20 protein-coding genes and 1 pseudogene are annotated in these 24761 nt (G+C 72.0%); 11 read left to right on the top strand and 10 right to left on the bottom strand.

Annotated features, from left to right (window positions below):
* Positions 1-24: 24 nt before the first annotated feature.
* On the bottom strand, positions 25-1218 hold the full coding sequence (locus ABIC30_RS15725; RefSeq protein ID WP_020091913.1) for a fumarylacetoacetate hydrolase family protein: 1194 nt from the start codon (positions 1216-1218) through the stop codon (positions 25-27).
* Positions 1219-1494: 276 nt separating this feature from the next.
* On the opposite strand from ABIC30_RS15725, the gene ABIC30_RS15720 reads away from it, so the two are divergent.
* The 6 genes and pseudogenes from ABIC30_RS15720 to ABIC30_RS15695 all read left to right on the top strand — a co-directional run bounded on the left by ABIC30_RS15720 (position 1495) and on the right by ABIC30_RS15695 (position 8709).
* The gene (locus ABIC30_RS15720; protein WP_020091914.1) at positions 1495-2556 is read left to right on the top strand and encodes an ABC transporter ATP-binding protein; all 1062 of its coding nucleotides are present in this window, start codon (positions 1495-1497) and stop codon (positions 2554-2556) included.
* Positions 2557-2629: 73 nt separating this feature from the next.
* Positions 2630-3940: an ABC transporter substrate-binding protein gene (locus ABIC30_RS15715; protein WP_020091915.1), complete on the top strand. Its 1311-nt coding sequence runs from the start codon at positions 2630-2632 to the stop codon at positions 3938-3940.
* 23 nt (positions 3941-3963) lie between these two features.
* Entirely contained in the window at positions 3964-4920 is a 957-nt protein-coding gene (locus tag ABIC30_RS15710; RefSeq protein WP_020091916.1) for a carbohydrate ABC transporter permease, read from the top strand.
* A gap of 89 nt (positions 4921-5009) precedes the next feature.
* A complete protein-coding gene (locus ABIC30_RS15705; RefSeq protein ID WP_234082978.1) occupies positions 5010-5855 on the top strand; it encodes a carbohydrate ABC transporter permease in 846 nt (281 codons plus the stop codon).
* Positions 5856-6054: 199 nt separating this feature from the next.
* On the top strand, positions 6055-7683 hold the full coding sequence (locus tag ABIC30_RS15700; RefSeq protein WP_020091918.1) for a dihydroxyacetone kinase subunit DhaK: 1629 nt from the start codon (positions 6055-6057) through the stop codon (positions 7681-7683).
* 69 nt (positions 7684-7752) lie between these two features.
* A pseudogene (locus ABIC30_RS15695) lies at positions 7753-8709 on the top strand (D-2-hydroxyacid dehydrogenase family protein).
* A gap of 26 nt (positions 8710-8735) precedes the next feature.
* Here the strand turns inward: ABIC30_RS15695 and ABIC30_RS15690 are convergent.
* From ABIC30_RS15690 to ABIC30_RS15665, 6 genes are all read right to left on the bottom strand, one after another.
* Positions 8736-9833 (bottom strand): ABC transporter permease, encoded by a 1098-nt coding sequence (locus ABIC30_RS15690; RefSeq protein ID WP_020091920.1) that lies wholly within the window; start codon positions 9831-9833, stop codon positions 8736-8738.
* The gene (locus ABIC30_RS15685) at positions 9830-10753 is read right to left on the bottom strand and encodes an ABC transporter permease (RefSeq protein ID WP_020091921.1); all 924 of its coding nucleotides are present in this window, start codon (positions 10751-10753) and stop codon (positions 9830-9832) included. The genes ABIC30_RS15690 and ABIC30_RS15685 overlap by 4 nt, the downstream gene beginning before the upstream one ends.
* The gene (locus tag ABIC30_RS15680) at positions 10750-12336 is read right to left on the bottom strand and encodes a peptide ABC transporter substrate-binding protein (protein ID WP_020091922.1); all 1587 of its coding nucleotides are present in this window, start codon (positions 12334-12336) and stop codon (positions 10750-10752) included. Before ABIC30_RS15680 ends, ABIC30_RS15685 begins: the two co-directional genes overlap by 4 nt.
* Positions 12337-12338: 2 nt before the next feature.
* A complete protein-coding gene (locus tag ABIC30_RS15675) occupies positions 12339-12776 on the bottom strand; it encodes a GlcG/HbpS family heme-binding protein (RefSeq protein WP_020091923.1) in 438 nt (145 codons plus the stop codon).
* A 185-nt stretch (positions 12777-12961) separates the two neighbouring features.
* Complete coding sequence (locus ABIC30_RS15670) at positions 12962-13990, bottom strand: alpha/beta fold hydrolase (RefSeq protein WP_026604751.1); 1029 nt, start codon at positions 13988-13990, stop codon at positions 12962-12964.
* Positions 13991-14070: 80 nt separating this feature from the next.
* The gene (locus ABIC30_RS15665) at positions 14071-15135 is read right to left on the bottom strand and encodes a WcbI family polysaccharide biosynthesis putative acetyltransferase (protein ID WP_020091925.1); all 1065 of its coding nucleotides are present in this window, start codon (positions 15133-15135) and stop codon (positions 14071-14073) included.
* Between the two features lie 724 nt (positions 15136-15859).
* On the opposite strand from ABIC30_RS15665, the gene ABIC30_RS15660 reads away from it, so the two are divergent.
* A complete protein-coding gene (locus ABIC30_RS15660) occupies positions 15860-16525 on the top strand; it encodes a hypothetical protein (protein WP_106735905.1) in 666 nt (221 codons plus the stop codon).
* A gap of 91 nt (positions 16526-16616) precedes the next feature.
* On the opposite strand, the gene ABIC30_RS15655 is transcribed toward ABIC30_RS15660, so the two are convergent.
* A complete protein-coding gene (locus tag ABIC30_RS15655) occupies positions 16617-17471 on the bottom strand; it encodes a LysR substrate-binding domain-containing protein (RefSeq protein ID WP_020091927.1) in 855 nt (284 codons plus the stop codon).
* 92 nt (positions 17472-17563) lie between these two features.
* On the opposite strand from ABIC30_RS15655, the gene ABIC30_RS15650 reads away from it, so the two are divergent.
* Complete coding sequence (locus tag ABIC30_RS15650) at positions 17564-18868, top strand: aspartate aminotransferase family protein (protein WP_020091928.1); 1305 nt, start codon at positions 17564-17566, stop codon at positions 18866-18868.
* Between the two features lie 10 nt (positions 18869-18878).
* On the opposite strand, the gene ABIC30_RS15645 is transcribed toward ABIC30_RS15650, so the two are convergent.
* Positions 18879-20744, bottom strand: coding sequence for an ABC-F family ATP-binding cassette domain-containing protein (locus ABIC30_RS15645; protein ID WP_020091929.1), 1866 nt, complete (start codon positions 20742-20744; stop codon positions 18879-18881).
* A 265-nt stretch (positions 20745-21009) separates the two neighbouring features.
* Here ABIC30_RS15645 and ABIC30_RS15640 point away from each other — a divergent pair, with 265 nt between their 5' ends.
* Entirely contained in the window at positions 21010-22074 is a 1065-nt protein-coding gene (locus ABIC30_RS15640; protein ID WP_020091930.1) for an HD-GYP domain-containing protein, read from the top strand.
* A 9-nt stretch (positions 22075-22083) separates the two neighbouring features.
* Here the strand turns inward: ABIC30_RS15640 and ABIC30_RS15635 are convergent, their stop codons facing one another.
* The gene (locus ABIC30_RS15635) at positions 22084-22986 is read right to left on the bottom strand and encodes a UDP-3-O-acyl N-acetylglycosamine deacetylase (protein WP_020091931.1); all 903 of its coding nucleotides are present in this window, start codon (positions 22984-22986) and stop codon (positions 22084-22086) included.
* A 244-nt stretch (positions 22987-23230) separates the two neighbouring features.
* Between ABIC30_RS15635 and ABIC30_RS15630 the strand changes: the two genes are divergently transcribed.
* Positions 23231-23917, top strand: coding sequence for a Crp/Fnr family transcriptional regulator (locus ABIC30_RS15630; protein ID WP_026604752.1), 687 nt, complete (start codon positions 23231-23233; stop codon positions 23915-23917).
* A 4-nt stretch (positions 23918-23921) separates the two neighbouring features.
* Positions 23922-24761, top strand: an 840-nt coding sequence (locus tag ABIC30_RS15625) for an ABC transporter ATP-binding protein (RefSeq protein WP_354455693.1), incomplete at its 3' end; no start/stop codon positions are given.

Genomic DNA, 24761 nt, shown 5'->3' with positions numbered 1-24761 from the left:
GGGCTCGGTCCGGTGGCCGCTCTGTCACAGAATCCCGCGCGCGGCGAGGTTCCGCATGAGCGCGCGGGCGCCGAAGGTCCAGGGCTCGCAGGCGTCGCAGCGGCGCATGCGGTTGACGAGGCTGCCGAGTTCCGGGCTCGCCACCACGACGCGGTCGCCGTCGGCGTGGGTGAAGCCGAGGCCCGGCCCGTGCCGGTCCTGGATCGGCGCGAACATGGTGCCGAGAAGGAGGAGGGCGCCGTCGGGGTAGTCGTGCGTCCGCCCCATCAGCGCCTCCGCCAGCTCCTCCGGGTCGCGGCTGATCTCGGAGAGCGGCGAGGTGCCCTCCAGCCGGAAGCCGTCCGTGCCGGTCACCTCGAGGGTCACGGTCGTGCGGCGCACGTCGTCGAGGCCGAATGTCCCGTCGAACAGGCGCAGGAACGGCCCCACGGCGCAGGAGGCGTTGTTGTCCTTGGCCTTCCCGAGGAGCAGCGCCGACCGGCCCTCGAAGTCGCGCAGGTTCACGTCGTTGGCGAGCGTCGCCCCGATGATCCGCTGGTCGGAGGCGACCGCGAGCGCCACCTCGGGCTCGGGGTTGTTCCAGTGCGAGTCCGGGTGCAGGCCCGCATCCGCGCCGCAGCCGACGGCCGAGAGCGGCTGCGCCTTGGTGAAGATCTCGGCGTCCGGGCCGATGCCCACCTCCAGATACTGGCTCCAGGCGCCCTGCGCGACCAGCACCTCCTTGAGGGCCATGGCCTCGGGCGAGCCGGGCTTCAACCGGCGCAGGTCGTGCCCGACCAGGCGCTCGACCTCGGCGCGGATCGCCGCCGCGGCGGCGAGATCGCCGCGTGCGCGCTCCTCGATCACCCGCTCCAGCATCGAGGTGGCGAAGGTCACGCCCGCCGCCTTCAGGGCCTGGAGGTCGACCGGGGCCAGGAGCCAGGGCTTGGTGGCGTCGCGCGCGTCCGGCGGCGTGTTGGCCAGCACCGCGTCGAGGCTGCCGAGGTCCTCGCCCTGGGCGCCGCGCAGGGCGGCGGCGGGGTCTCGGGCCTCGCACAGGTCGCTGACGGTGGGGAAGGCGGCGGTAACGTCGACGATTCGGGCCGCACCGTCCGCGTCGGCGCGGATCGCCACGACGCTCGGACCGGCCACGTCCGGCCGCCACACCCGGCCCACGAGGGCGCCCCGGCATCCGTCGGCGGGCAGGATCTCCCGCGCGGTCAGGCCCGATAACGACATGTGCTCATGCCCCTGAATGTGTGACCCCGAGATGTCCGCGCGCGACGGGCCCGGTTCCGGGACCGCGGCCGGCGCGCGATCCCATAGCATTCCGCGCCGCCCGTCATCCCGCCGGAAGTTTCACCGGGCCGCGCTCGTCACGGGCGCCGGGGGGCTCGCCTGACAGATCCAAGATTATCTGCAGCTTTGCCAGGAGGCCGGCTTGCTTTCCCGCGAACCCTCATTTGTACTACTGCCCTAGAGCCGCCGACAGAGCGGCCTTGATCGGGAGGAAGCATGGCCTCGGTGGGAATCCGCGAGGTTCGCAAGGCTTTCGGATCGACGAATGTCCTGCACGGCGTGTCGGTGGATATCCGGGACGGTGAATTCGTGATCCTGGTCGGCCCGTCGGGCTGCGGGAAATCAACGCTCCTGCGGATGATCGCCGGGCTCGAGAACATCTCCGGCGGCGAGATCCGCATCGGCGAGCGCGTGGTGAACGATGTGCCGCCCAAGGAGCGGGACATCGCCATGGTGTTCCAGAACTACGCCCTCTATCCGCATCTCACCGTCCGCGAGAACATGGCGTTCTCGATGCGGATCCGGAAGGCGCCGGCCTCCGAGATCGATCTCCGGGTCAACAAGGCCGCCCAGATCCTCGGGCTGGCTCCCCTGCTGGACCGCTACCCGCGCCAGCTCTCGGGCGGCCAGCGCCAGCGCGTCGCCATGGGCCGGGCGATCGTGCGCGACCCGCAGGTCTTCCTGTTCGACGAGCCGCTGTCCAACCTCGACGCCAAGCTCCGCGTGGCGATGCGCACCGAGATCAAGGAGTTGCACCAGCGCCTGAAGACGACGACGATCTACGTCACCCACGACCAGATCGAGGCCATGACCATGGCCGACCGGATCGTGGTGATGCACGACGGGGTCGTGGAGCAGATCGGGCCGCCCCTCGAGCTCTACGACCGGCCCGACAACCTGTTCGTCGCCGGCTTCATCGGCTCGCCGGCCATGAATTTCATGCCCGGCAAGGTCCGGGCGAACGGGCGTCTGACCTTCACCACCGAGACCGGCCTGTCGATCCCGCTCGCCGACGCGCCCTCTGGGGTCGACGGTCGGCCGCTCATCCTGGGCGTCCGCCCCGAGCATTTCGACCTCGCGCCCGAGGGGATCGCCGCGGAGGTCGTCGTCGTGGAGCCGACCGGCTCCGAGACCATGCTGGCGGTGCGGGCCGGGGGCCAGGACCTCACCTGCGTGCTGCGCGAGCGCGTGCGCGAGCGGCCGGGCGAGACGATCTCCCTGCGGCCGAACCGCGTGCACTTCTTCGACGCCGAGACCGGCCGTCGCCTGCCGAACTGACCCGCGTCGGATCCGACGCGGATTCGAGGCGCGCGGCGCCTCCAGGATCACGATCACCGAGGGAGAAGAAACGATGTCCGTTCTCGATCGCCGGTCCCTCCTCGCGGGCGCCGCAGCGACAGGCCTCGCCGCCGGCGGCGACCTCCTCGGCTTCGCCAAGGCCTGGGCGCAGAACGCGGAGTGGAAGCCCGAGCCGGGGGCGAGCCTGTCGCTCCTGCGCTGGAAGCGCTTCGTGCCGGCCGAGGACGAGGCCTTCATGAAGCTCGTCGACGCCTTCACCAAGGCGACGGGCGTCAAGGTCACGGTGACCAACGAGTCGTTCGACGACATCCAGCCCAAGGCGTCCGTCGCCGCCAACACGGGCCAAGGGCCCGACATGGTCTGGGGTCTGTTCTCGTTCCCGGCGCTCTTCCCCGACAAGTGCCTGCCGCTCGAGGACGTGGCGGAATCCCTCGGCAAGAAGTACGGCCCCTGGTTCCCGTCGGCCGAGGCCTACGGCAAGGTCAAGGGCAAGTGGATCGCGATCCCCGTGGCGTTCAACGGCGGCTATCCGAACTACCGCATCTCGGCGATGAAGAAGGCCGGGTTCGACAAGTTCCCCACCGACACGGCGGGCTTCCTCGAACTCTGCCGCGGCTTGAAGAAGAACAACACGCCCGCCGGCTTCGCCCTCGGCCATGCGACCGGCGACGGCAACACGTGGTGCCACTGGGCGCTCTGGTCGCACGGCGGCAACCTCGTCGACGCCAACGAGAAGATCGTCATCAACTCGCCCGAGACCGCCAAGGCGCTCGAATACGTCAAGTCCCTGTACGAGACCTTCGTGCCCGGCACGGTGTCGTGGAACGACTCGTCGAACAACAAGGCGTTCCTGGCCGGCGACCTGTACCTGACCAACAACGGCATCTCGATCTACGCGGCGGCCAAGAAGGACAACCCGAAGCTCGCCGAGGACATGGACCACGCGGTCTGGCCGATCGGCCCGGTCGGCAAGCCCACCGAGTTCCAGCTCGCCTTCCCGATCCTGGCCTTCAAGTACTCCAAGGCGCCGAACGCCTGTAAGGCCTTCATCGCCTTCATGATGGAGGCGGCGAACTACAATCCCTGGCTGGAGGCGGCCCAGGGCTACCTCTGCGAGCCGCTGTCGAACTATCCGAAGAACCCGATCTGGACGAGCGACCCGAAGAACGCGGTCTTCGCCGAGGCGGGACGGCGCTCCCTGGCGGCGGGCGGCCTCGCGCCGGTGAGCGAGCGGATCGCCGCGGTGCTGGCCGACTTCGTGATCGTCGACATGTTCGCCAGTCACTGCACCGGCCGCGAGGACGTGAAGGGCGCCATCAAGAACGCCGAGCGCGCCGCCACCCGCATCTTCCGGAACACCTGACCGCACCCGCCGGAGGCGAGACGATGGCGCACACGGCCCTGACGCAGCCCGCCCCGGCCGCAATCCCCACCCGCTCGGCCTGGCAGCGCGTCCGCGCCAGCCGGGGCTGGGCGGGGTTCTGGTTCATGCTGCCGACGGCGCTGATCCTCGGCCTGTTCCTGGCCTACCCGCTCCTGAAGGGCATCTGGCTGTCCTTCACCAACGCGCGGATCGGCCGAGACGGGGTCTTCGTCGGCCTGGAGAACTACGAGTGGCTCTGGGACGACGACGTCTTCTGGCTCTCGGTGTTCAACACCTGCCTCTACACGGCGGTGGCGTCCGTGGTGAAGTTCGGGGTCGGGCTCTACCTCGCGTTGCTGCTCAACAAGAACATGCCGTTCAAGTCGATCATCCGGTCGATCGTGCTGATCCCGTTCGTTGTGCCGACCGTGCTGTCGGCCATCGCGTTCTGGTGGATCTTCGACAGCCAGTTCTCGATCATCTCCTGGTCGCTGCGCCATCTCGGGGTGATCGACGGCAACATCGACTTCCTCGGCGATCCCGCCATGGCGCGGGCCTGCGTGATCTTCGCCAACATCTGGCGGGGCGTGCCGTTCATCGCCATCACGCTGCTCGCCGGTCTCCAGACGGTCTCGCCCTCGCTCTACGAGGCCGCGACGCTGGACGGCGCCTCCAACTGGCAGATCTTCTCGCGGATCACCCTGCCGCTGCTGACCCCGATCATCGCGGTCGTGATGACCTTCTCGGTGCTGTTCACCTTCACCGATTTCCAGCTGATCTGGGCCATGACGCGCGGCGGCCCGGTGAACGCCACCCACCTGATGGCGACCCTGTCGTACCAGCGCGGCATCCTCTCGGGGACGCTCGGCGAGGGCGCAGCCATCGCCACCGCCATGGTGCCGTTCCTGCTCGCGGCCATCGGCATCTCGTGGTTCGGCCTGCAGCGCAGGGCCTGGCAATCCGGGGGGAACGACCGATGAGCGCGCCCGCACCGCCGGCCCACGCCGATCCGCATCTCAACTCCGTGCTGGAGGCGCGGCCCGCCGGGCTCACGGACAATTCGGAGGGCATGGCCTATCTCGAGCGCCTGCCCCGGCGGCTCGTGACGACCTACCTGCCGCTCCTCCTCATCCTCGCCGTGCTGCTGTTCCCGTTCTACTGGATGGCGCTGACGGCCATCAAACCGGACGAACAGCTGATCGACATGGAGCGGTTCAACCCGTTCTGGGTCGTGGATCCGACGCTCAAGCACATCAACAAGCTCCTCTTCGAGACGCAGTATCCGCGCTGGCTCTGGAACACGATGTACGTGTCGGTGGCGGCGACCGTGCTGTCGCTGTTCGCGAGCGTGCTCGCCGCCTACGCCTGCGTCCGCGTGCGCTACCGGGGCGCCGGCTGGGTCGGGGCGGCGATCTTCCTCGCCTACCTCGTGCCGCCCTCGATCCTGTTCATCCCGCTCGCCACGATCATCCAGGCCTACGGCCTGTTCGACTCGCCGATCGCCCTGATCCTCGCCTACCCGACGATCTTGATCCCGTTCTCGACGTGGCTCCTGATGGGCTACTTCAAGACCATTCCCTACGAGCTGGAGGAATGCGCGCTGATGGACGGCGCCAGCCGGTGGCAGATCCTCACCAAGATCATCCTGCCGCTCGCCTTCCCGGGGCTGATCTCGGCGGGGATCTTCTCGCTGACCCTGTGCTGGAACGAGTTCATCTACGCGCTAACCTTCCTGTCCTCGACGCAGAACAAGACGGTGCCCATCGCCGTGGTGAGCGAGTTCGTGGATGGCGACGTCTACAAGTGGGGGTCGCTGATGGCCGGCGCGCTGCTCGGCTCGCTGCCGCTGGTGATCCTCTACTCGTTCTTCGTCGAGTACTACGTCTCCGCGCTCACCGGCGCCGTGAAGGAATAGGGGACGGGCAGGACCGTCGTCGTCGCGCGCGCAGCGAAGCGCGCCGGGGCGGCGGGACCTCGGTCGGCGTGGCGCGGGCCGGATCGCTGCGCTGTGCTCGCGAGGACGGAGACCGTTGCCAGCAGAGCTCGACGACGCCGAGAATGCGCGCGGATCCGCCGGCGCCGAATCGCGGACCGGCCCCATCTAAGGTCACGCCATGGCCCACTTCATCGACGCCCGCTCCACCCTGGTCAACGACGCCGTCGACGGCCTCGTCGCCGCGAGCGGCGGACGCCTGGCACGGCTCGACGGCGACCCGGGCATCCGCGTCGTCCTCCGCGCCGCTCCGGATCCCGGGAAGGTCGCGGTCATCTCCGGCGGCGGCTCCGGCCACGAGCCGGCCCATGCGGGCTTCGTGGGACCGGGCCTGCTCAGCGCCGCTGTCTGCGGCGACGTCTTCGCCTCGCCGAGCGTCGACGCGGTGCTGGCCGGGATCCTCGCGGTGACGGGGCCGGCGGGGTGCCTGCTCGTCATCAAGAACTACGCGGGTGACCGGCTGAATTTCGGGCTCGCCGCCGAGCGCGCCCGGGCGCTGGGCCACAGGGTCGAGACCGTGATCGTCGCGGACGACATCGCGCTGCCGGACGCCAAGCAGCCGCGCGGCGTCGCCGGGACGCTGTTCGTCCACAAGGTGGCGGGTCACGCCGCGGAGGCCGGGGAACCGCTCGAGACCGTGGCGTCGCTCGCCCGCCGGGCGGCCGGGGCGGCGAAGTCGCTCGGCATCGCGGTCTCCACCTGCACGATCCCCGGCTCGCCGCGCAGCGAGCGGCTGGCGGAGGGAGAGGCCGAGCTCGGCCTCGGCATCCACGGCGAGCCCGGCGCGGAGCGCATCGCGCTGCCGAAGGCCAGCGACCTCGCCGAGCTGATGGCCGATCGTCTCGCGCGGGCCGTCGAAGGTGCGGACCGGCTGGCGCTGCTCGTGAACAATCTCGGCTCCGCCTCCGCGCTCGAGATGCAGGTTCTCACCCGCGCCGTGCTCGCCACCGACCTGGGGCGGCGCGTCGGCCTGCTGCTCGGGCCCGCGCCGCTGATGACGGCGCTCGACATGCACGGTGCCTCGCTGTCGGTCCTGCCGCTCGACGACGCGCTGGAGCGCGCCCTGTCGGAGCCAGTCCCGGTCCCGGCCTGGCCCGCGGCGGTGCGGGTCGCGCCGCCGATCCTGCGGCCGGTGCCCGAGGGACTCGCGGGCGAGGCCTTCGCGCCGTCGCACGACGCCGTCACCGCCGCCCGGATCCGGGCCGTCGCCGAGGCCCTGATCGGGGCCGAGGACACCCTGAACGGCCTCGATGCCAAGGTCGGGGACGGCGACGCCGGCACGACCTTCGCGGGCGCGGCCCGCGCCGTCCTGGCCGATCTCGACCGGCTGCCGCAGGCGGAGCCCGCGGCCCTGTGCCGGGCGCTCGCCGAGCGGATCGGGCGCGCGGTCGGCGGATCGAGCGGCGTGCTCGGATCGATCTTCTTCGCCGCGACGGCCTCGGCCCTCGCCGACGGCGCCGCGTGGCCCGAGGCTCTCGGGCAGGGCGTGGCGCGCGTCCAGGGGTACGGCGGCGCCCGGGCGGGCGACCGCACCCTACTCGACGCCTTGATCCCCGCCGTCGAGGCCCTGACGGGCGGCGATCTCGCGGCCGCCGCGACGGCGGCCCGGGCCGGCGCCGAGGCCACGGCCGGCATGGATCGCGCCGGCGCGGGCCGCTCCAGCTACCTCGCGGCCGGGGATCTCGCCGGTGTCCAGGATCCCGGCGCCGCCGGCGTCGCGGCGGCGTTCGGGGCCCTAGCCGGGGCGTAGGAACTGGGCGCCGCGCGCCGTCACCCGGCATCCGTTGACGCTCCACCCGTCGAGGCCTACCCCATCCCCATGCGCACCGGCCTGATCCTCGACGATTACCAGCAGGCGGCCCTCGCGCTCGCGGACTGGGCGCGCCTCTCCGACCGCGTCGCGATCTCCGCGATCAGCCAGCACATCCCGAACCCGGACGACCTCGTGGCGCGGATCGCGCAGGCCGAGATCCTCGTGATCATGCGGGAGCGGACGCCGTTCCCGGCGGCTCTGCTGGAACGGCTGCCACGGCTGGAGCTCCTCGTCACCAGCGGCATGCGCAACCTCGCCATCGACCTCGCGGCGGCCCGCGCGCGCAACGTCGTCGTCTGCGGCACCGATTCCAGGCCGACGCCGCCGACGGAGCTGACCTGGGCGCTGATCCTCGGACTGGCGCGCCACGTGGCGCCGGAGAGCCTGACCCTGCGCGCGGGCGGCCCCTGGCAGAGCACGATCGGGACCGATCTCGCCGGCGCGACCCTCGGCGTTCTGGGCCTGGGGAAGATCGGGACGCGGGTGGCCGAGATCGGGCGCGCCTTCGGCATGCGGGTGATCGCCTGGAGCCCGAACCTCGACGATGGTCGCGCCGCCGCCGCCGGGGTGGAGCGGGCGACCTCGAAGGAAGCCCTGCTGGAGGCGAGCGACGTCGTCACGATCCACCTCGTGCTGGGCGACCGGACCCGCGGCCTCCTGGGCGCGGCCGAGCTGCGCCGCATGCGCCGCAACGCTTTTCTCGTGAACACCTCGCGCGCGCCGATCATCGATTAGGCCGCGCTGGTCCAGGCGCTGGAGGAGGGCTGGATCGCCGGCGCGGGCCTCGACGTGTTCGAGACCGAGCCGCTGCCGGCCGACAGCCCGTTCCGGCGCCTGCCGAACGTGCTGGCGCTGCCGCATCTCGGCTACGTGTCGCGCAACAACTACCGGACCTTCTTCACCCAGGCGGTGGAGGACATCGAGGCCTGGCTCGCCGGCGCCCCGATCCGGCAACTGGGCTGACGTCGCGGAGCTTGCCGGACCCGGGCTCAGTCCCGGCGCGGGTCCAGCGCGTCCGCGAGGCCGTCGCCGATCAGGTTGAGCGCCACCAGGGTCGCGATCAGGAACGCGGCCGGGGCCGCGAGCAGGTGCGGCGCCGCCTCGATGGAGCGGGCGCCCTCAGCGATCAGGACGCCCCAACTGGTCTGCGGCTCCTGAACGCCGAGCCCGAGGAACGACAGGAAGCTCTCCAGCAGGATCACCTGCGGCACCAGCAGCGTCGCGGTCACGGCCACCGGGCCGAGGGTGTTCGGCACGATGTGCCGGAGGATGATCCGGGGTGTCCCGAGGCCGAGTGCCCGCGCGGCGCGGACGAAGTCGCGCTCGCGCAGCGACAGGGTCACGGCGCGCACCACCCGGGCCATGTCGAGCCACTCCACCGCGGCGATCGCCACCAGCATGAGCAGCAGGCTCGGGCGGAAGAAGACCAGCAGCAGGATCACGAAGAACACGAAGGGGAGCGCGTAGAGCACGTCGACGGCGCGCATCATCACGGCGTCGACGGCGCCCCCGACGAAGCCCGCAATCGCCCCGTAGGCGACGCCGATGAGCAGGGCGACGAGGCTGGCCGCGAGCCCGATCGCCAGCGAGATCCGGCCGGCGACGAGGCAGCGGGTCAGCAGGTCGCGGCCCTGGATGTCGGTGCCGAGGGGGAAGTGCAGGCGCCGGACCGGCACCGCCACGACGAGGCCGCGGCCGCCGTCCCGCTCGTCCACGACGACGGGCGTCCCGAACTGGGCCGAGCGCGGCAGGTAGACGAGGCTACGCCGGTCGACGCCGGCATCGGAGCCGAGGGTGAGCCGCAACGTGTCGCCGTCGCGCTCGACGGCGTCGAGCCGCGCGCGCATGCGGAAGGCCAGACGCTCGAGCGCCGGCCGGAGACGCGCGGCGTCGGGCTGCGCGGAGACACCGGCCGGGAGCTGGCGCAGGTCCGGATAGGCGCGCTCGGGGTCGTGGCCGGTGAGGTTCGGGCCGACCAGGCAGGCGAGGGCGATCAGGACCAGCACGGCGAGCGCCGCCACGGCGGTCCGCTCCCGCGCGAACCGGAGGACGGCGCGCCGGGCCGGCGCCGTGGAAACCGCCGTCACGCCGCCACCCGGAGGCGCGGGTCGAGCCACGCGCAGGCGAGGTCGGCGGCAAGGTTGAGCAGGATCACCAGCCCGGCGACGAGCAGGACCGTGCCCATCACCAGCGTGTAGTCGCGGTTGAGCGCACCCTCGACGAAGTACCGGCCGATCCCCGGAAGCCCGAAGATCGTCTCAACCACCACCGAGCCGGTGAGCAGGGCCGCCGCCAGCGGTCCGAGATAGGCCACCACCGGCAGCAGCGCCCCCCGCAGGGCGTGCCGGGTGACGCGGGCCGGCGGCAGGCCGAGGCTGCGCATGGTGCGGACGGGCTGCGTCCGCAGCGCCTCGGCGAGCGAGGTCCGGGTCAGCCGGGCCAGGGCACCGACCTGCGGCAGGGCCAGGGTCACCACCGGCAGGACGAGGTGGCTCGGGGCGCCGTCGTTCCAGCCGCCGAGCGGCAGCCAGCGCAGGGTCAGGCCGAAGGCGATCTGCAGCAGGGGCGCGACGACGAAGCTCGGCAGCGAGAGGGTCAGGGCGGCCCCGACGCCGAGCAGCCGGTCGACGAGCCCGCCGCGCCGGAGCGCCGCCGCGATCCCGATCCCGACGCCGAGCGCGGTGGCCAGCGCGAGGGCGAGGGCGCCCAGCGTCGCCGAGACCGGCAGGCCCCGCGCGATCAGGCCGAGGACGCTCTGGTCGCGGAACGAGAAGGACGGACCGAGGTCGCCCCGCGCCAGCGCCGCGAGGTAGCTGCCGAACTGCGCGATCAGAGGCCGGTCGAGGCCGTAGACCCGGCGCAGGTTCTCCATGGCGGCGGGCGCCAGCGGCCGCTCCAGATCGAAGGGGCCGCCAGGGGCGAGCCGCATCAGGAAGAAGCTGACGGTCACCACGGCGAACAGCGTCGGCACCGCCTGGAGGAGGCGGCGCAGGATGAAGCGGATCACGCGTCGAGCCTCATGAAGCGGGTCGGCGCGGCGTTGCGCAGGTTCGGGTGGTAGCCGTGCAGCCGCGGCGCGATCAGGGCTTTGGAGCGGTAGTGCATCAGCGGGATCCAGGGCAGCTCGCGCAGGGCGATCGCCTCGGCGTCGTAGAGCAGGCCGGCCCGGCGGGTGAGGTCGCGCTCGGTGGCGGCCCGCGCCATCAGGGCGTCGTAGGCGGCGTCCGACCAGTGGCCGGCGTTCATGCCGTCATTCCCGCTCTGAAGCAGGAACAGGAAGTTCTGCGGATCGGAATAGTCGGCGATCCAGCTGTAGCGGGCGACGTCGAAGTCGCCGCCGTCGCGCAGGTAGGCGAAATGCGTCTTCGCGTCCGTGTAGACGTAGCGCGTCACGATTCCGAGGTCGCGCCACATCTCGCCGAGCGCCACCGCGATGGTGCGGTTGTTGTCGCTGATATTGAACCGGTACTCCACGGTGAGTGGCCGGTCCGGGCCGAACCCCGCCTCCGCGAGGAGCCGGCGCGCCTCCGCCTCGTGGTCGATCGGCAGGCCGAGGCGGCCCTCGGTCTCGGGGGGCGTGCGGTAATTGTCGAGGCCGGGTGGGCACAGGGAGTAGGCCGGGCTCATGGTGCCGCCGTTGAGGCCGTCGGCGAGGTACTCACGGTCGATGACGAGCGACAGCGCCCGGCGGACGCGGCGGTCCGAGAACGGCGCCTTGCGAGTGTTCACCACCAGCGCCGCGAGCCCCAGCGAGGGGCCGAGCACCACCTGCGGCCCGAACCGCCGGCGCAGGTCGGTGATCTGGTCGACGGGCAGGTCGGAGAGGGAGTCGATCTCCCCGGCGGCGTAGCGGCGCACCGCGGCGGCGATGTCGGGCGTCGGCAGGAAGGCGACGCGCCGGATCGCGAGGCTCGCGGCGTCCGGATGGTGCGGGTTGGCCTCCAGCGTGATCGCGCCGCCCGGCACGCGGTCGGCGAGCCGGTAGGGTCCGTTGGTCACGAGGTTTCCCGGCCGGGTGAAGCTGTCGCCGTAGCGCTCGACCGAGGCGCGGTGGACCGGAAGCGCGGTCTGGTGGGTCAGGAGTTCCAGGATGTAGGGCGTCGGCTGTTCCAGCGTGATCGCGAGCCGGAGCGGCGCCTCGGCGGCGACGCCGAGGGCGTCGGCCGGCCGCTCGCCGCGGTTCACGGCGGCGGCGTTGCGGATCGGGAACAGGATCTCGGCGTATTTCGCCGCCGTGGCCGGGTCGAGCATCCGGCGGAACGCGTAGACGAAGTCGTTCGCTGTGACCGGCTCGCCGTTCGACCAGCGGCCGTCGGGGCGCAGGTCGAAATGCAGGCTCACCCCGTCCTCGGAGATCGACCAGGCGCGCGCCGCGCCCGGGATGATCGTGCCCCGGTTGTCGTAGGTGAGCAGCCCGTCGCAGAGGTCGCGCAGGATGTGCGCCTCCGCGACCGTGGACGAGCGGTGCGGGTCCAGCGTCTCGGGATCGGCGTCGTTGCCGCGGCGGTAGAGCGCGTCGGCCGCGCGGGCGGGCCGCACGGCCGCGAGGGCGAACGCGCCGGCCAGCCAGTCGCGCCGGCGCGGGCGCACGGTCAGGCGCCGGTATCCGGCTTCAGGCCGGCCGCCTCGATCCCCGCCACCGCGCAGATCTCGTCGTTGTCGGAGGTGTCCCCGGAGATGCCGACCGCGCCGAGAAGGCGTCCCTCGCCGGAGCGGATCAGCACGCCGCCCGGCACCGGCACGAGGGCGTCGGGCCCGGCGAGGTGCGTCACAGCGGCGACGAAGTAGGGCTGCTGCTCGGCCCGCGCGTGGATCGCCCGGGAGCCGAGGCCCAGCGCCAGGGCACCGTTGGCCTTGCCGCTCGCGATCTCGGCCCGGCGCAGGGACGTGCCGTCCTCGACCGAGACCGCCTTGAGCGCGCCGCGGGCATCGTAGACGACGACGGCGAGGGGCTTGAGGTTGCGGGTTCGCGCCTCCCGCAGGGCGGTGTCGACGATGGTGCGGGCGGCCTCGAGGGTCAGGTCGATCATCGGATTCCAACACGGACGCCGCTCCGGGCGGCGTCTCCATCCTTACGGACGGGGGCGCGCCGGGTCCACCGACGCGGATCGCTGCGGCCTCCGACACACGACTTCGACGTTCGGCGGCCGGCGCGAGCTCGACCCGCCGGTCTGCGAGCGCCTGCGCGCCGGTGTCCCGCGGGCCCGCTAACGGATCACGCCGGTCGCGCGGCCGGCAGGCGGATGATGCTCGCCAGGAACGCGTCGTAGCCGGCCGCCACCGCCTCCGGCCGCTCGAAATGCGGGAACGCGCCGGTCGGCAGGATGTCGACGCGCCAGTTCGGCCGGTCGGCGACCCGCGGCACCAGACGGTAGTCGACGAAGTCGCCGCGCTCCCCGTGCACCATCCAGACCGGGAGGCGCAGGCGCTCGTAGAGGCGGGTCGCATCGGTGGGGAACAGGTGGCCCGCGATGAAGCAGAACGGGGCGTGCTCGGCGCCGGGCTGGTGAGCCGAGGCGTGATCGTAGGCGAGCAGACCCTCGTCGATCTCGGAGGAACCGAAGGTCTTCTCCAGGAAGAACCGCATGCTCGGCCGCGTGACCAGCGCGTCGAAGAGCGGCCGGCCGAGCGGAGGGCGGTCGAGGACGCGGAGCAGCCAGTCGCGGCCGCGATGGCCGTCCGGCGGTCCCTCCCCGGAGAGCCGGGCGTCGAACCCCGTCGGGCTCACCAGCGCGAGGCTGCGATAGGCGTCGGACCGCTCCAGGCTCGCCCGCGCCAGGAACGAGCACGAGAGCGACAGGGCGAGGGCGTCGATCGCCCAGCCGCCGTGCCGGCTCCGGATCTCGTCGACCGCCGCGTGGATCGCCTCCACCATCAGGCGCGGCGTATAGCGGCGGCGCGAGCGCTCCGAGAAGCCGAAACCCGGGAGTTCCAGGGCGTAGACCGGGCGCGTGCCGCGGTAGCGCAGGTACAGCGGCCGGACCTCGTAGGCGTTGGCCGCCGCGTTGATCGAGTGGATGAGCAGGAGCGGCACGCCCTCGGCCTCAGCGGAGCCGTAGAGCGACAGCGCGCCGGCGCGGCGGGTTCGGATCCGCTCGTGGCGGCCCGGCAGGGCAGGCGGCAGGGTCATCCGCCGGTCCACGGCCAGCGCGCTCCAGCCGACCAGCGCCGCCGCCGATCCGGCGAGCGTCAGGGCCGCCGCGGTCGCGGCGCGACCGGTGCGATGGCGGGACACGGAACTCATCGGAACACCTCGACGTCCTTCCCGCGGCGGCGGGCCGTGGCCGACAACGCCGGGCCCGCGGGGAAGTGCCCTTCCGGACGCTACGAGGCGTGGCCGGCGAGGCTGCCGGCATTCACCGCCGGGGCCCGGCTCGCCGGCCGCGCCGGCGCGTCGCCCCGGCCCGCGGCCTCGCGCAGGAAATCCACCGTCGGCGCGTCGTTGAGCCAGCCCTGGACGCGCTGCGAGATCAGGAGCTTCCGCTCGCGCCGGTCGTAGTTCGCGTAGGAGGCGGCGACGAATTCGGGCCGGCTCATCGTGCGCGCGGGGCCGGACCGGCGCGTCTCCGCCTTGAAGAACAGGGCGCTGCCGGGCACGCCGTAATGCTGGGCGATCTCCGGATAGACCGGCCAGCTGCCCTGGCCGCCGAGATCGTCCGGGAGGAACGCGTCGAGGTCGCATTCCTCGAAGGGCACGCCGGCCCGGGTCAGCAGGCCGCGGGCGAGGTCGGCCACCACGTAGAGCTTCGTGTGGTTGATCGAGTGCATGAAGCAGCCCCGACGCGCCCAGCGCGTGAGGTGCGTGTCGAGATCGTACCCGGCCTGGACGCCGAGGCCGCGCAGGTACGCGACCGACTCGTCCCAGAGATTGAAGTATCCGAGGCGCTCGAAGACCGGCTCGGAGAACAGCCGAAGCGCCTGCGCCTGCGAGAAGCCCGACAGGTAGGCGAACAGCGTGATCGCCGAGTGCGAGTGCCCCATCGGACCCGAGATCAGGCCGTTCAGCGTGACGTGATCCTGAACGCCCACGTGGACGAGGTCGGGATGGTAGGCGCTGAACACGATGGTCGGGATCAGTCGGACCTTCGGGTGCGTCCGAAGCGTGTCGATCGAGCCGCCGCCCTTGAACTTGGGCAGGTAGATGCTGGTGAAGACGTGGTCGTACCCGTCCGCGTGCGCCATCAGGTCGGCGAGCCGCGGGAACCGGCGGGACGCCGTGAAGGCCGAGACGAAATCCACCTGCGCGTGCGGCAGCAGGTAGCGCATCGTCTTGGCGATGGATCCGGCCTGGCAGACCCCGATCACGAGGATGCGCGGCGATCCGGTCCGCTTCTTCCCGAACTGCGCGAGCCGGTGCCGCGCGCGCCAGAGGCTATCGACGGTCAACATCCGGCCTCTCTCGCATGTCCGCGGGCCGCGGGCAAACACCGCACCCGTGCGGATCCCGCGGGCCGGGACCGCCGATCGCGCCCATCGGGAGGAGCCCCCTCGCGGTGCTGACCGTCGGACGGACTGCGCGACCCGCGCGGCGGAACCGCAGCACACGGCGACGCGCGCCGCCTGTGGATCGCCCAGGCTTGAAAGCACGCGCTCGGGGATCTCCGATTATTCGGAGCACCGCCCGCCATTTCTGAGAAGAGCGGAAGCAACGCGTACAGCGGACCGCCGAATTCCTACGATGTCGCCACGATATAAAGTCCAAGAAAGTCCGTCACGGAGACGATTCAACTTGCGCGCTGTTGACAGAGTCAAGTCGTTGGATACAAATCCGATTCAACGAAGCATGAAGCTCGCGGACTGGGCGCTCGCGGTCATGAGGACCGGCAGGCCCCCGATGACCGAGGTGGATCCCCTCTCTCGCCGTGTTTCCGCGTCAGCGGCCGCTCCGACGGGCGCGGGGCATTTCCGACCGACCTGCCTGGACAACCGGCCACGGTCCGAGCCGCTCGGACGGCGCAGCCGCGGCATGCCCGCGGTGGCGCCCCTCCGCATCGCCGCGACGGTCGTCGATCCACGCCCGCATGGCCGTCGGCAAACGGTCGATGCGCGGGCGACGGCGCTGCGCGGGTCGGAGGCCGGGTTCCGCATCGGGTCGAAAGCTGGAGACTGCGCGATGGATTACGTACCTCCGATGGCCGCGATCGCGGCGGCCGCACAGAAGGCGCCGCCCGGCGAGGCGACCGTGCTTACCCCGGCGCGCGACGTGAATCCCGTCGCGGCGCCGGATCCGCGGTCGATCTACACGCTCACGCCGGAGGCGGCCGGGGCCGTCTTCGCGCTCGTCGAGAACCGCATCCAGGTGATCGACGCCGCGCTCGACGTGACCGACCGGCGGGGCACGCAGGTCGCTGCCGCCGCGATGGCGACGGCCACGGCGACGACCCCGGTCGTGTCGCCGGAGACGACGAAGACGATCGGCGCCGCCAATCGCAATTGGAGCGAGGATGTCCGATTGGATCACAGCCCGTCCCGGCTCGTCGGCGCCGACACGGTCGTGGCGTACGACAGCCCGCGGGTCACGGCGGCCTGGAGCCTGGCCTTTCCGGACGTGCCCGGCCGGCGGTTCCGGGCCGTGCAATTGCCGGGTCCGAGCCTCCGCTCCGTCCTGCGCGAGGCAGAGGCCGGTTTGGACGACACGGGGAGCGACATCTACCTGCTCTGCAACAGCGCGCATTTCGAGACGATCCGCCAAGCCCATCCGCGCACCCACATCAACTGGATCAACGTCGACAACGACGAGATCGTCGTCGTCTGGCGGAAGCCGTCCGAGGCGGGCTAGCGACAGGCCCGACCGGCTCGGGGCGGCCGCGATCGCGACCGGACCAGGGCTACCCCGCCCGGACGAACGGGAGCCCGGCGGGACCGCCCGATCAGAGCGTCGGCAGTACCGCGCGCAGGTGGGCGGCGAAGGCGCGGGTCAGCGGCGCGGCGTGCGCCTCGTCCAGGCGGATCGTCAGGCCGATCCGCGGCAGCGCGGGCAGGCCGCTGCCGCGGTTCAGGATGCGCAGGTCGGGCGGGACCGCGGCGCGGGTGAGGACCGCGACCGCCTGGGCAGAGCGCGCCACCGCCAGCAGTCCGGACAGGCTGCCGCTCGCGTAGGCGATCCGGTACGCGCGCCCGCCCGCGTCGAGGGCGGCCCGCGCCGCCCGGTGGTCCAGCGTGTCGGGATCGCCGAGCGCCAGCGGCAACGGGTCGGGCCATGGCGCTTCGGCGCCGCGCGGCGCCACCCAGACGAGGTCCTCGCGCCGCAGGATCTCCCGCCCGGCCGCCAGCGGGACCGAGACGAGGGCCAGATCGAGCCCGCCGCGGGCGAGCCGCTCCTCCAGACGGGGCGTCGCGCCGCAGACCACCTCGATCGCCGCGTCGGGATGCAGGTGCGCGAAGCCGCGCAGCAGGGTGGGGAGGAAGGCCTGCGCGTAATCGTCCGGGCAGCCGAACCTGAGCGTGCCGTTGAGGCGGCCGCCGGACAGTTCCGCCACCGCGTCGTCGTGCGAGGCCAGGATCCGGCGCGCGTGGACGAGGAGGCGCTCGCCCTGCACCGTGAGCACCACCCCGCGCCCGGTCCGTCGCAGCAGCGGCTGCGCGACCAGATCCTCCAGCCGCTTCATCTGCATGCTGAGGGCGGCTTGGCTGCGCCCGACCCGCTCCGCGGCCCGGCTCAGCGCGCCCGTCTCCGCGACCGTGGCGAAGCTGCGCAGGAGGTCGATGTCGAGGCTCTGGGCCATCAGGATCGCTGAACCCTCGGTTCAGAACTATAAGCTTCTCTGGGGTTGCGGGCGGTCCTAGCATGGCGGGGCCTGCCTTGGGACCCGGATCGATGACGACGCGGAACGACGACCCCGACTTCTGGACGCGCGCGCGCCGGCACCTCGTGCGCTACGGCGGCGCCTTCGCGCCGGTCATCATCGAGCGCGCGGAGGGCAGCTTCGTCTACGACGCGGACGGCCGGAAGATCCTCGACTTCACCTCCGGCCAGATGAGCGCGATCCTGGGTCACGGGCATCCCGAGATCGCCGCCGTCGTCGCCGACCACGTCGGGCGCCTGGATCACCTGTTCAGCGGCATGCTGAGCCGGCCGGTGGTCGACCTCGCGACCGCGCTGGCCGGACTCGCCCCCGGCGGGCTGGAGCGCGCGCTTCTCCTGACCACCGGCGCCGAGGCCAACGAGGCCGCCCTGCGCATGGCCAAGCTCGCCACAGGCGGCTGGGAGATCGTGAGCTTCGCGCAGTCGTGGCACGGCATGACGGCGGGCGCCGCTTCGGCCACCTACAGCGCCGGCCGCAAGGGCTACGGCCCGGCCCCGGTCGGATCCTTCGCGATTCCCGCCCCGAACGCCTACCGCCCGACCTTCGCGCGGGACGGGGCCGACGACTGGCAGACCGAGCTCGACTACGCCTTCGCGCTGGTGGACCGGCAGTCGACCGGCAACCTCGCCGCCTTCCTGGCCGAGCCGATCCTCAGTTCCGGCGGCATCCTCGAACTCCCGCCCGGCTACCTCGCGGCGCTGAAGCGCAAATGCACCGAGCGGGGCATGCTGCTGATCCTCGACGAGGCCCAGACAGGCATCGGCCGCACCGGCCTGATGTTCGCCTGCGAGCGCGACGGCGTGGTGCCCGACATCCTGACCCTGTCGAAGACCCTGGGCGCCGGCCTGCCCCTCGCGGCGGTCCTGACCACGCCGGAGATCGAGGATCTCTGCCACGCCCGCGGCTTCCTGTTCTACACGACGCACGTCTCCGACCCGCTGCCAGCCGCGGTCGGGCTCAAGGTGCTGGAGATCGTCCGGCGCGACGCCCTGGTCGGCCGGGCCGAGGCGGCCGGCGCGCGGCTCGCGGCGCGGCTGCGGGCGCTGCAGCAGCGCTTCGCCTGCATCGGCGACGTGCGCGGGCGCGGCCTCCTGCAGGGCGTGGAGATCGTGGCCGACCGGGACACGAAGGTGCCAGCCCCGGAGCTGGGCGACGCGATCACGCGGCGCTGCCTCGAACTCGGGCTGAGCATGAACATCGTGCAGCTGCCCGGCATGGGCGGCGTGTTCCGCATCGCCCCGCCGCTCACCGCCACGGACGCGGAGATCGACCTCGGGGTCGACATCCTGGAGCGGGCGATCGAAGGCTCGGTGTGAGGCGGCCCCGTCAGGCCGCCTCGATCTCCGCGCTGACCGTCAGCCACTCCTCCTCGGCGGCGGCGAGCGCGGTCGCGGCGTCCGACCGCATCTTGGCGATCTCGCCGGCCTTGGCGGCGTTCTCCCGGAACGCGGACCCGTCCTCCAGGGCGGCGTCGATCTTCTGGATCGCCGCGGTCAGCTTGGCCATCCGTGCCTCGATCGCCTCAAGCCGCTTGCGCAGGGGCGCGAGGGCCGCGCGGCGCTCGACGCCGGCGCGGCGCGCCTCGGCCTTCTGCCCGCCGGAGGGCTCGGACTCGCGCTCGACCTCGCGCTCGGGCCCCGACAGGACGAAGCGCCGGTAATCGTCCATGTCGCCGTCGAAGGTCTTCACCGTGCCGTCCGCGACCAGCCAGAGCCGGTCTGCGCAGGCCTCGACGAGGAACCGGTCGTGCGAGACGAGGATGACGGCGCCCTCGTAGTCGTTGATCGCCTCCACGAGGGCCTGCCGGCTCTCGATGTCGAGGTGATTGGTCGGCTCGTCGAGGATCAGGAGGTGCGGGCCGTGGAAGGCGGCGAGCCCCATGAGCAGGCGCGCCTTCTCGCCACCCGACAGCTTCTCGACCGGCGTGTCGGCCTTGTTGGCGCCGAATCCGAGCCGCGCCGTCGCGCTGCGGACCTTCGCCTCGGGGACATCCGGCATCAGGGTCCGGACATGCGCGTAGGCGCTCTCGGCGGGGCGCAGCTCGTCGAGCTGGTGCTGGGCGAAGTAGGCGACCTCCATCTTGGAGGAGCGCTTCACCTCGCCGGCGACCGGCCCGAGCCGGCCGCCGATCAGCTTGCAGAAGGTCGACTTGCCGTTGCCGTTGGCGCCCAGCAGCGCGACCCGGTCGTCCGGCGCGAGGCTGAGGTCGAGGCCGGTCAGGACGATCCGGTCCCCGTAGCCGGCCTTGACGCGCTCCATGGCGACGATCGGCGGCGACAGCGGCTTCTCCGGGCTCGGCAGGTGGATCACCGGCACGTCGTCCTCGAGGAGCGCGGCGATCGGCTCCATCTTGGCGAGCCGCTTCATCCGCGACTGGGCCTGCCGCGCCTTGGTGGCCTTGGCCTTGAAGCGGTCGATGAAGCTCTGCAGGTGCGCGCGCTCGGCATCCTGCTTGGCCTTCGCCTTGGCCTGGAGAACGCGCTTCTCCGAGAGCTGCTTGGCGAAGCTGGTGTAGCCGCCGCGGTAGATCGCCAGCTTGCCGCGGTCGAGGTGCAGGATGTGGTCGACGCTGGTGTCGAGCAGGTCGCGGTCGTGGCTGATGATGATCGCGGTGCGCGGGTAGCGTTCCAGGTAATCGTACAGCCAGAGCGTGCCCTCGATGTCGAGGTAGTTGGTCGGCTCGTCGAGGAGCAGCAGGTCCGGCTCCGAGAACAGGACGGCGGCGAGCGCCACGCGCATCCGCCAGCCGCCGGAGAAGTCCGCGCAGGGCCGCGCCTGGGCCGCCGCGTCGAAGCCCAGCCCGTGCAGGATCGCGGCGGCCCGGGCCGGCGCCGAGTGGGCGCCGATATCCACGAGCCGCGTCTCGATCTCGGCCCGGCGCAGACCGTCCGCGTGCTCGGCCTCCGCCATCAAGCGGGCGCGCTCCGTGTCGGCGGCGAGCACGACCGCATGCAGCGTCTCCGGTCCTGCCGGCGCCTCCTGGGCGACGGCGCCGATCCGCATGCCCTTGGGCAGCGCCACCGACTTCGCGTCGACCGGCAGGTCGCCGAGAATGGCCTTGAACAGGGTGGTCTTGCCGGCCCCGTTGCGCCCGACCAGCCCGACGCGGGCGCCTTCCGGGATCGTGAAGCTCGCGGAATCGAGAATCAGACGGTCGCCGATGCGGTAGGTGAGGTCGTTGACGCGCAGCATGCCGGCGTTCTGGCGGTCCGGACGCCGCGAGGCAAGCGCCGCCGTCGCGCGGGCAGGCCGGCATCCCCGTGTCGCCCTCCGACACAACGCGACGCCTATTTTAAGCTTGAAACATCAGCTTCGGCTGTCGGATTTTTAACGGAATGCCGTCAAACCTGTGGCGAGTGCTGCGCAAATAGACGCTGATAGTGCGTTCATCGGCTCTAGAACGTCGTCGCGTGAGCCGGAAAAGCGCCCGGGCGGGGGCGAGCCACAGGGGGGAATCTTGGGCCAGACCCTGATCCTGACCGACGATGTCGAGCGCGCCGAGAGGCTCGCGCGCAATCTCGGCGGCGTCACGCCCGTTGTGCTGCACGACCTCTACGGCGACGCCGTCCCGCCGCGGGGGGCGGGGCTGATCATCAGCGACGTCAGCGCGCTGACCTCCGAATCCGTGCGCCGGCTGCGCCAGGCGCTGTCCACCGCGCGCGGGCCCGGCATCCCGTTCCTGGCCCTGATCCACGGCAACCTCGGCCGCGGCGAGATCCAGGCCACCGCCCTCGGCGCGACCCGCGCGATGCCGGCCGCCGCGGTCAGCGCCATGCTGCTGAACGCGGTCGCGACCCTGATCGGCACCGCCAAGGCCCCGCCGCAGACCGGCAACTGGCAGGAGCAGGTGAACGAGGCCCGCTCGGCCTTCGTCAGCCTGTTCCGCGCCGATCAGGCGCCCCCGGCCGCGCTGGTCGAGAACGGCGCCGACTTGGTCAACCAGGCGATCCGCGAGGCCAAGGTGCGCGAATGGCTCAGGGTCGTGGCGAGCTTCGACGACGTCACGCACCGCCACTGCCTGAGCGTGGCCGGGATCGCGGCCGAGTTCGCGCGCGTCCTGGGGCTCAACGAGGCGGATTCCCGCTACCTCGTCAAAGGCGCGCTGCTCCACGACATCGGGAAGGCCAAGATCCCCCTCGCGATCCTGAACAAGCCCGCGCCGCTGACGCCGACAGAGCGCGCCGAGATGGCTCGCCACCCGGCGCTCGGACACGAGATGCTGCTCACGGGCGACTACGACGCGCTGACCCTGTCGGTGGTCCGCTCGCACCACGAGTATCTCGACGGGTCGGGCTATCCTGACGGGCTGCGCGGGCAGCAGATCCCCGACCTCGTCCGCCTGATCACCATCGCCGACATCTTCGCCGCGCTGATCGAGGCGCGCCCCTACAAGGCGCCGAAGGCCCCGCGCGAGGCCTACGCCATCCTCGAGTCGATGAGGGCGAAGCTCGATGCCGACCTCGTCCGCGCCTTCGGAGCGGTCGCGGTCGCCTGCGAGACGCCCCGCCGCGCCTTCGCCTGAACCCGACCCTCAGACGAGTTCCCAGGCCTTGCCGTCCCGCATCAGGGCGGTGACGAGGGCGTGGTTCAGCTCGTGCCCCGTGTGGAACGCCGAGATCCGGCCCTCGACCGGGTGGCCCGCCAGCGCGAGGTCGCCGACGAGGTCGAGGATCCGGTGGCGAACCGGCTCGCCGGGGACGCGCATCCCGCCCAGGACGTGCCCGCGCACCAGCAGCGCTGCCGAGTGGGGCGAGACGCCCTGCAGGAAGTCGTTCCGCATCAGGTAGCCGTAGGCGCGGCCCGCCATGGCCCGCGCGTAGCGCCCGAAGCTGCGCGCCGGCGCGATCTCCCGCTCGAAGCTGTCCGCCGTGATCGCGCCCGACCAGTCGATCGATCCGAAATGCGCCAGCGCGACGTGGCCGGTGATGTGCAGGCCCGGGCCGGGCTCGATCTCGAGGCGGCGCCGCCCGTTCTCGACCGCCACCGTGCGCAGCAGCCGGATCACACGGCAGGGCAGGCTCTGCTCGCGCCGGCCGGCGATCCGTATCGCCTCACACCAGGGCGTCGCGCTCCCGTCGAAGATCGGCAACTCGTCGGCGTCGATCTCGGCCAGCACGTTGTCGATCCGCAGCGCGCTGAGCGACGCCATCAGGTGCTCGATCGTGCGCACGAGGACGCCGTCGCGTCGCAGCGCCGAGGAGAGCGGCTGCGATTCCCGATAGTGCCAGTGGGCGGGCACGTCGACCGCCCGTCCGTCCTTCAGGTGGCGGCGGAAGACGATGCCGTGGCCGGCCGGGGCGGGGCTGACGCGGACCGTGGCGTGCCGCCCGGAATGGAGGCTGCGGCCCGAACGCTCGAAGGGGCGCGCGAGTGTCGCCTGCTGGCGGGGACCGGTGGAGGATGTCGAGCGCGGGAAAGGTACGTCTTGATGCATCGATACTGCCCGCCTCGGCGGGCCAGGAATTTAGCCCTGATACCTGATCCACGCTAATAAACTCCTGTTCATCGGGACGCGGCTTGACCGCCCCGCCCGCGACCGTCACGATTGCGGCGCCCGATCGATCCAGCACCGCCCCGGCGGGGCGCGGCTTCACTGTGCGGGCTGCTCCCGTCCCCAGATCTGCTGGCCGGCCCCCGTCAGGGCAGGGACGGAGGCCGGAGTTGAGGGAACACGATCGATGGCGCGGTTGGGGACAATACCTTTCTTCAAGGATCCCGGCATCGAGCTCAGCCCCTACGAGCCCCGCTGCCACTGGCGCCGCTTCGACGAGAACGAGGTCCTCGTCGACTTCGACGATATCTCCACCGACGTGTACTTCATCGCCTCCGGCGAGGTCCGCATCCTGAACCGGACCCAGTCCGGCAAGGAAGTCATCCTGGGCGAGATGCGGGGCGGGGCCTTCTTCGGCGAGCTCGCCGCCATCGACGGGATCGGCCGCTCGGCCAACGTCACGGCGCTGACCCGCGGCGAGGTCTGCGTGGTGCCGGCGCCGGTCTTCCGGCAGATCGTGTTCGCCTCCGAGGCGATCGCCGACCGGCTGTTCCGGCTCCTGGCCAAGCGCGTGCGCGAGCTGAACACGCGGCTCATGGAGCACGCCCTGCTCGACCTGAAGCACCGGCTCTACGCCGAGCTGCTCCGTCTCTCCGTGCCCCGGGCCGGCACGGCGGGCGAGCGGGTGGTCTCGCCGCCGCCCTACCACCACGTCCTCGCCGCGCGGATCGGCTGCCGCCGCGAGCAGGTGACCCGGGAGTTTACCGCGATGGCGGCGGAGGGACTGGTCGACCGCACCCGCGGCGCCCTGGTCCTGCGCCGGCCGGACCTCCTGGAAGCGCGCGTGGCCGAGGCGCTGCGCGAGGATTCCTGATCCGTTGTCCGAGGGGCCTGCGCCGCGCCTGCGGCTGGAGGAGCTGACCAAGCGCTTCGGCACCCATCGGGCCGTCGACGCCGTGTCCCTCGACCTCGAGGCGGGGGAGTTCTTCTGCCTGCTCGGCCCGTCCGGATGCGGCAAGAGCACACTCCTGCGCATGATCGCGGGCTTTGAGAGCCCGACCTCGGGACGGATCCTGCTGGGCGCACAGGACCTGACCGCGCTGCCGCCCCATCGGCGGCCGGTCAATATGATGTTCCAGTCCTACGCGCTGTTCCCGCACATGAGCGTGGCCGGCAATATCGGCTACGGGCTGAAGGGCCTCGGCCGCTCCGCCTCGGCGGAGCGCGTGTCGGAACTGCTCAAGCTCGTGCGCCTGGACGGGTTCGGCGACCGTCGACCGGAGACGCTCTCGGGCGGCCAGCGCCAGCGGGTCGCCCTGGCCCGGGCGCTCGCCCGGGAGCCGAAGCTGCTGCTACTCGACGAGCCGCTCGGCGCGCTCGACCGCGGCCTGCGCGAGGAGACCCAGGGCGAGCTGCGCGCGGTCCAGCGCCGCCTCGGCACCGCCTTCGTCGTCGTCACGCACGATCCCGAGGAGGCGATGATGCTCGCCGACCGGATCGGCGTCATGGAAGCGGGCCGCCTGATCCAGGTCGGGCCGCCGGCCGATCTCTACCGGCGCCCGGCGAGCCGCTTCGTCGCCGGCCTGCTCGGCGACGTGAACCTCATCCCCGGTCGTGGGGGGGGGGGGGGGGGGGGCCCCCCCCCCCCCCCGGCGGAAAGCGCAGGACAGCAGCGGGGCGGGGCGGGGGGCGCGGCGCCCGGGAGGGGGGCGGGCGGG

The organism is Methylobacterium sp. 1030 (genome assembly GCF_040544715.1).
GTDB lineage: Bacteria > Pseudomonadota > Alphaproteobacteria > Rhizobiales > Beijerinckiaceae > Methylobacterium.
Note: the sequence above shows the minus strand (reverse complement) of the source record. Positions and strands in the feature narration are given on the sequence as shown.

Bases quoted from the DNA above. Each gene is read 5' to 3' on its own strand.
- ABIC30_RS15725 (WP_020091913.1), bottom strand. From the start codon at position 1,218: ATGTCGTTATCGGGCCTGACCGCGCGGGAGATCCTGCCCGCCGACGGA.
- ABIC30_RS15630 (WP_026604752.1), top strand. From the start codon at position 23,231: ATGGCGCGGTTGGGGACAATACCTTTCTTCAAGGATCCCGGCATCGAG.
- ABIC30_RS15670 (WP_026604751.1), bottom strand. From the start codon at position 13,990: ATGAGTTCCGTGTCCCGCCATCGCACCGGTCGCGCCGCGACCGCGGCG.
- ABIC30_RS15715 (WP_020091915.1), top strand. From the start codon at position 2,630: ATGTCCGTTCTCGATCGCCGGTCCCTCCTCGCGGGCGCCGCAGCGACA.
- ABIC30_RS15665 (WP_020091925.1), bottom strand. From the start codon at position 15,135: ATGTTGACCGTCGATAGCCTCTGGCGCGCGCGGCACCGGCTCGCGCAG.
- ABIC30_RS15705 (WP_234082978.1), top strand. From the start codon at position 5,010: ATGGCCTATCTCGAGCGCCTGCCCCGGCGGCTCGTGACGACCTACCTG.
- ABIC30_RS15635 (WP_020091931.1), bottom strand. From the start codon at position 22,986: ATGCATCAAGACGTACCTTTCCCGCGCTCGACATCCTCCACCGGTCCC.
- ABIC30_RS15655 (WP_020091927.1), bottom strand. From the start codon at position 17,471: ATGGCCCAGAGCCTCGACATCGACCTCCTGCGCAGCTTCGCCACGGTC.
- ABIC30_RS15710 (WP_020091916.1), top strand. From the start codon at position 3,964: ATGGCGCACACGGCCCTGACGCAGCCCGCCCCGGCCGCAATCCCCACC.
- ABIC30_RS15660 (WP_106735905.1), top strand. From the start codon at position 15,860: ATGGATTACGTACCTCCGATGGCCGCGATCGCGGCGGCCGCACAGAAG.
- ABIC30_RS15675 (WP_020091923.1), bottom strand. From the start codon at position 12,776: ATGATCGACCTGACCCTCGAGGCCGCCCGCACCATCGTCGACACCGCC.
- ABIC30_RS15700 (WP_020091918.1), top strand. From the start codon at position 6,055: ATGGCCCACTTCATCGACGCCCGCTCCACCCTGGTCAACGACGCCGTC.
- ABIC30_RS15645 (WP_020091929.1), bottom strand. From the start codon at position 20,744: ATGCTGCGCGTCAACGACCTCACCTACCGCATCGGCGACCGTCTGATT.
- ABIC30_RS15650 (WP_020091928.1), top strand. From the start codon at position 17,564: ATGACGACGCGGAACGACGACCCCGACTTCTGGACGCGCGCGCGCCGG.
- ABIC30_RS15720 (WP_020091914.1), top strand. From the start codon at position 1,495: ATGGCCTCGGTGGGAATCCGCGAGGTTCGCAAGGCTTTCGGATCGACG.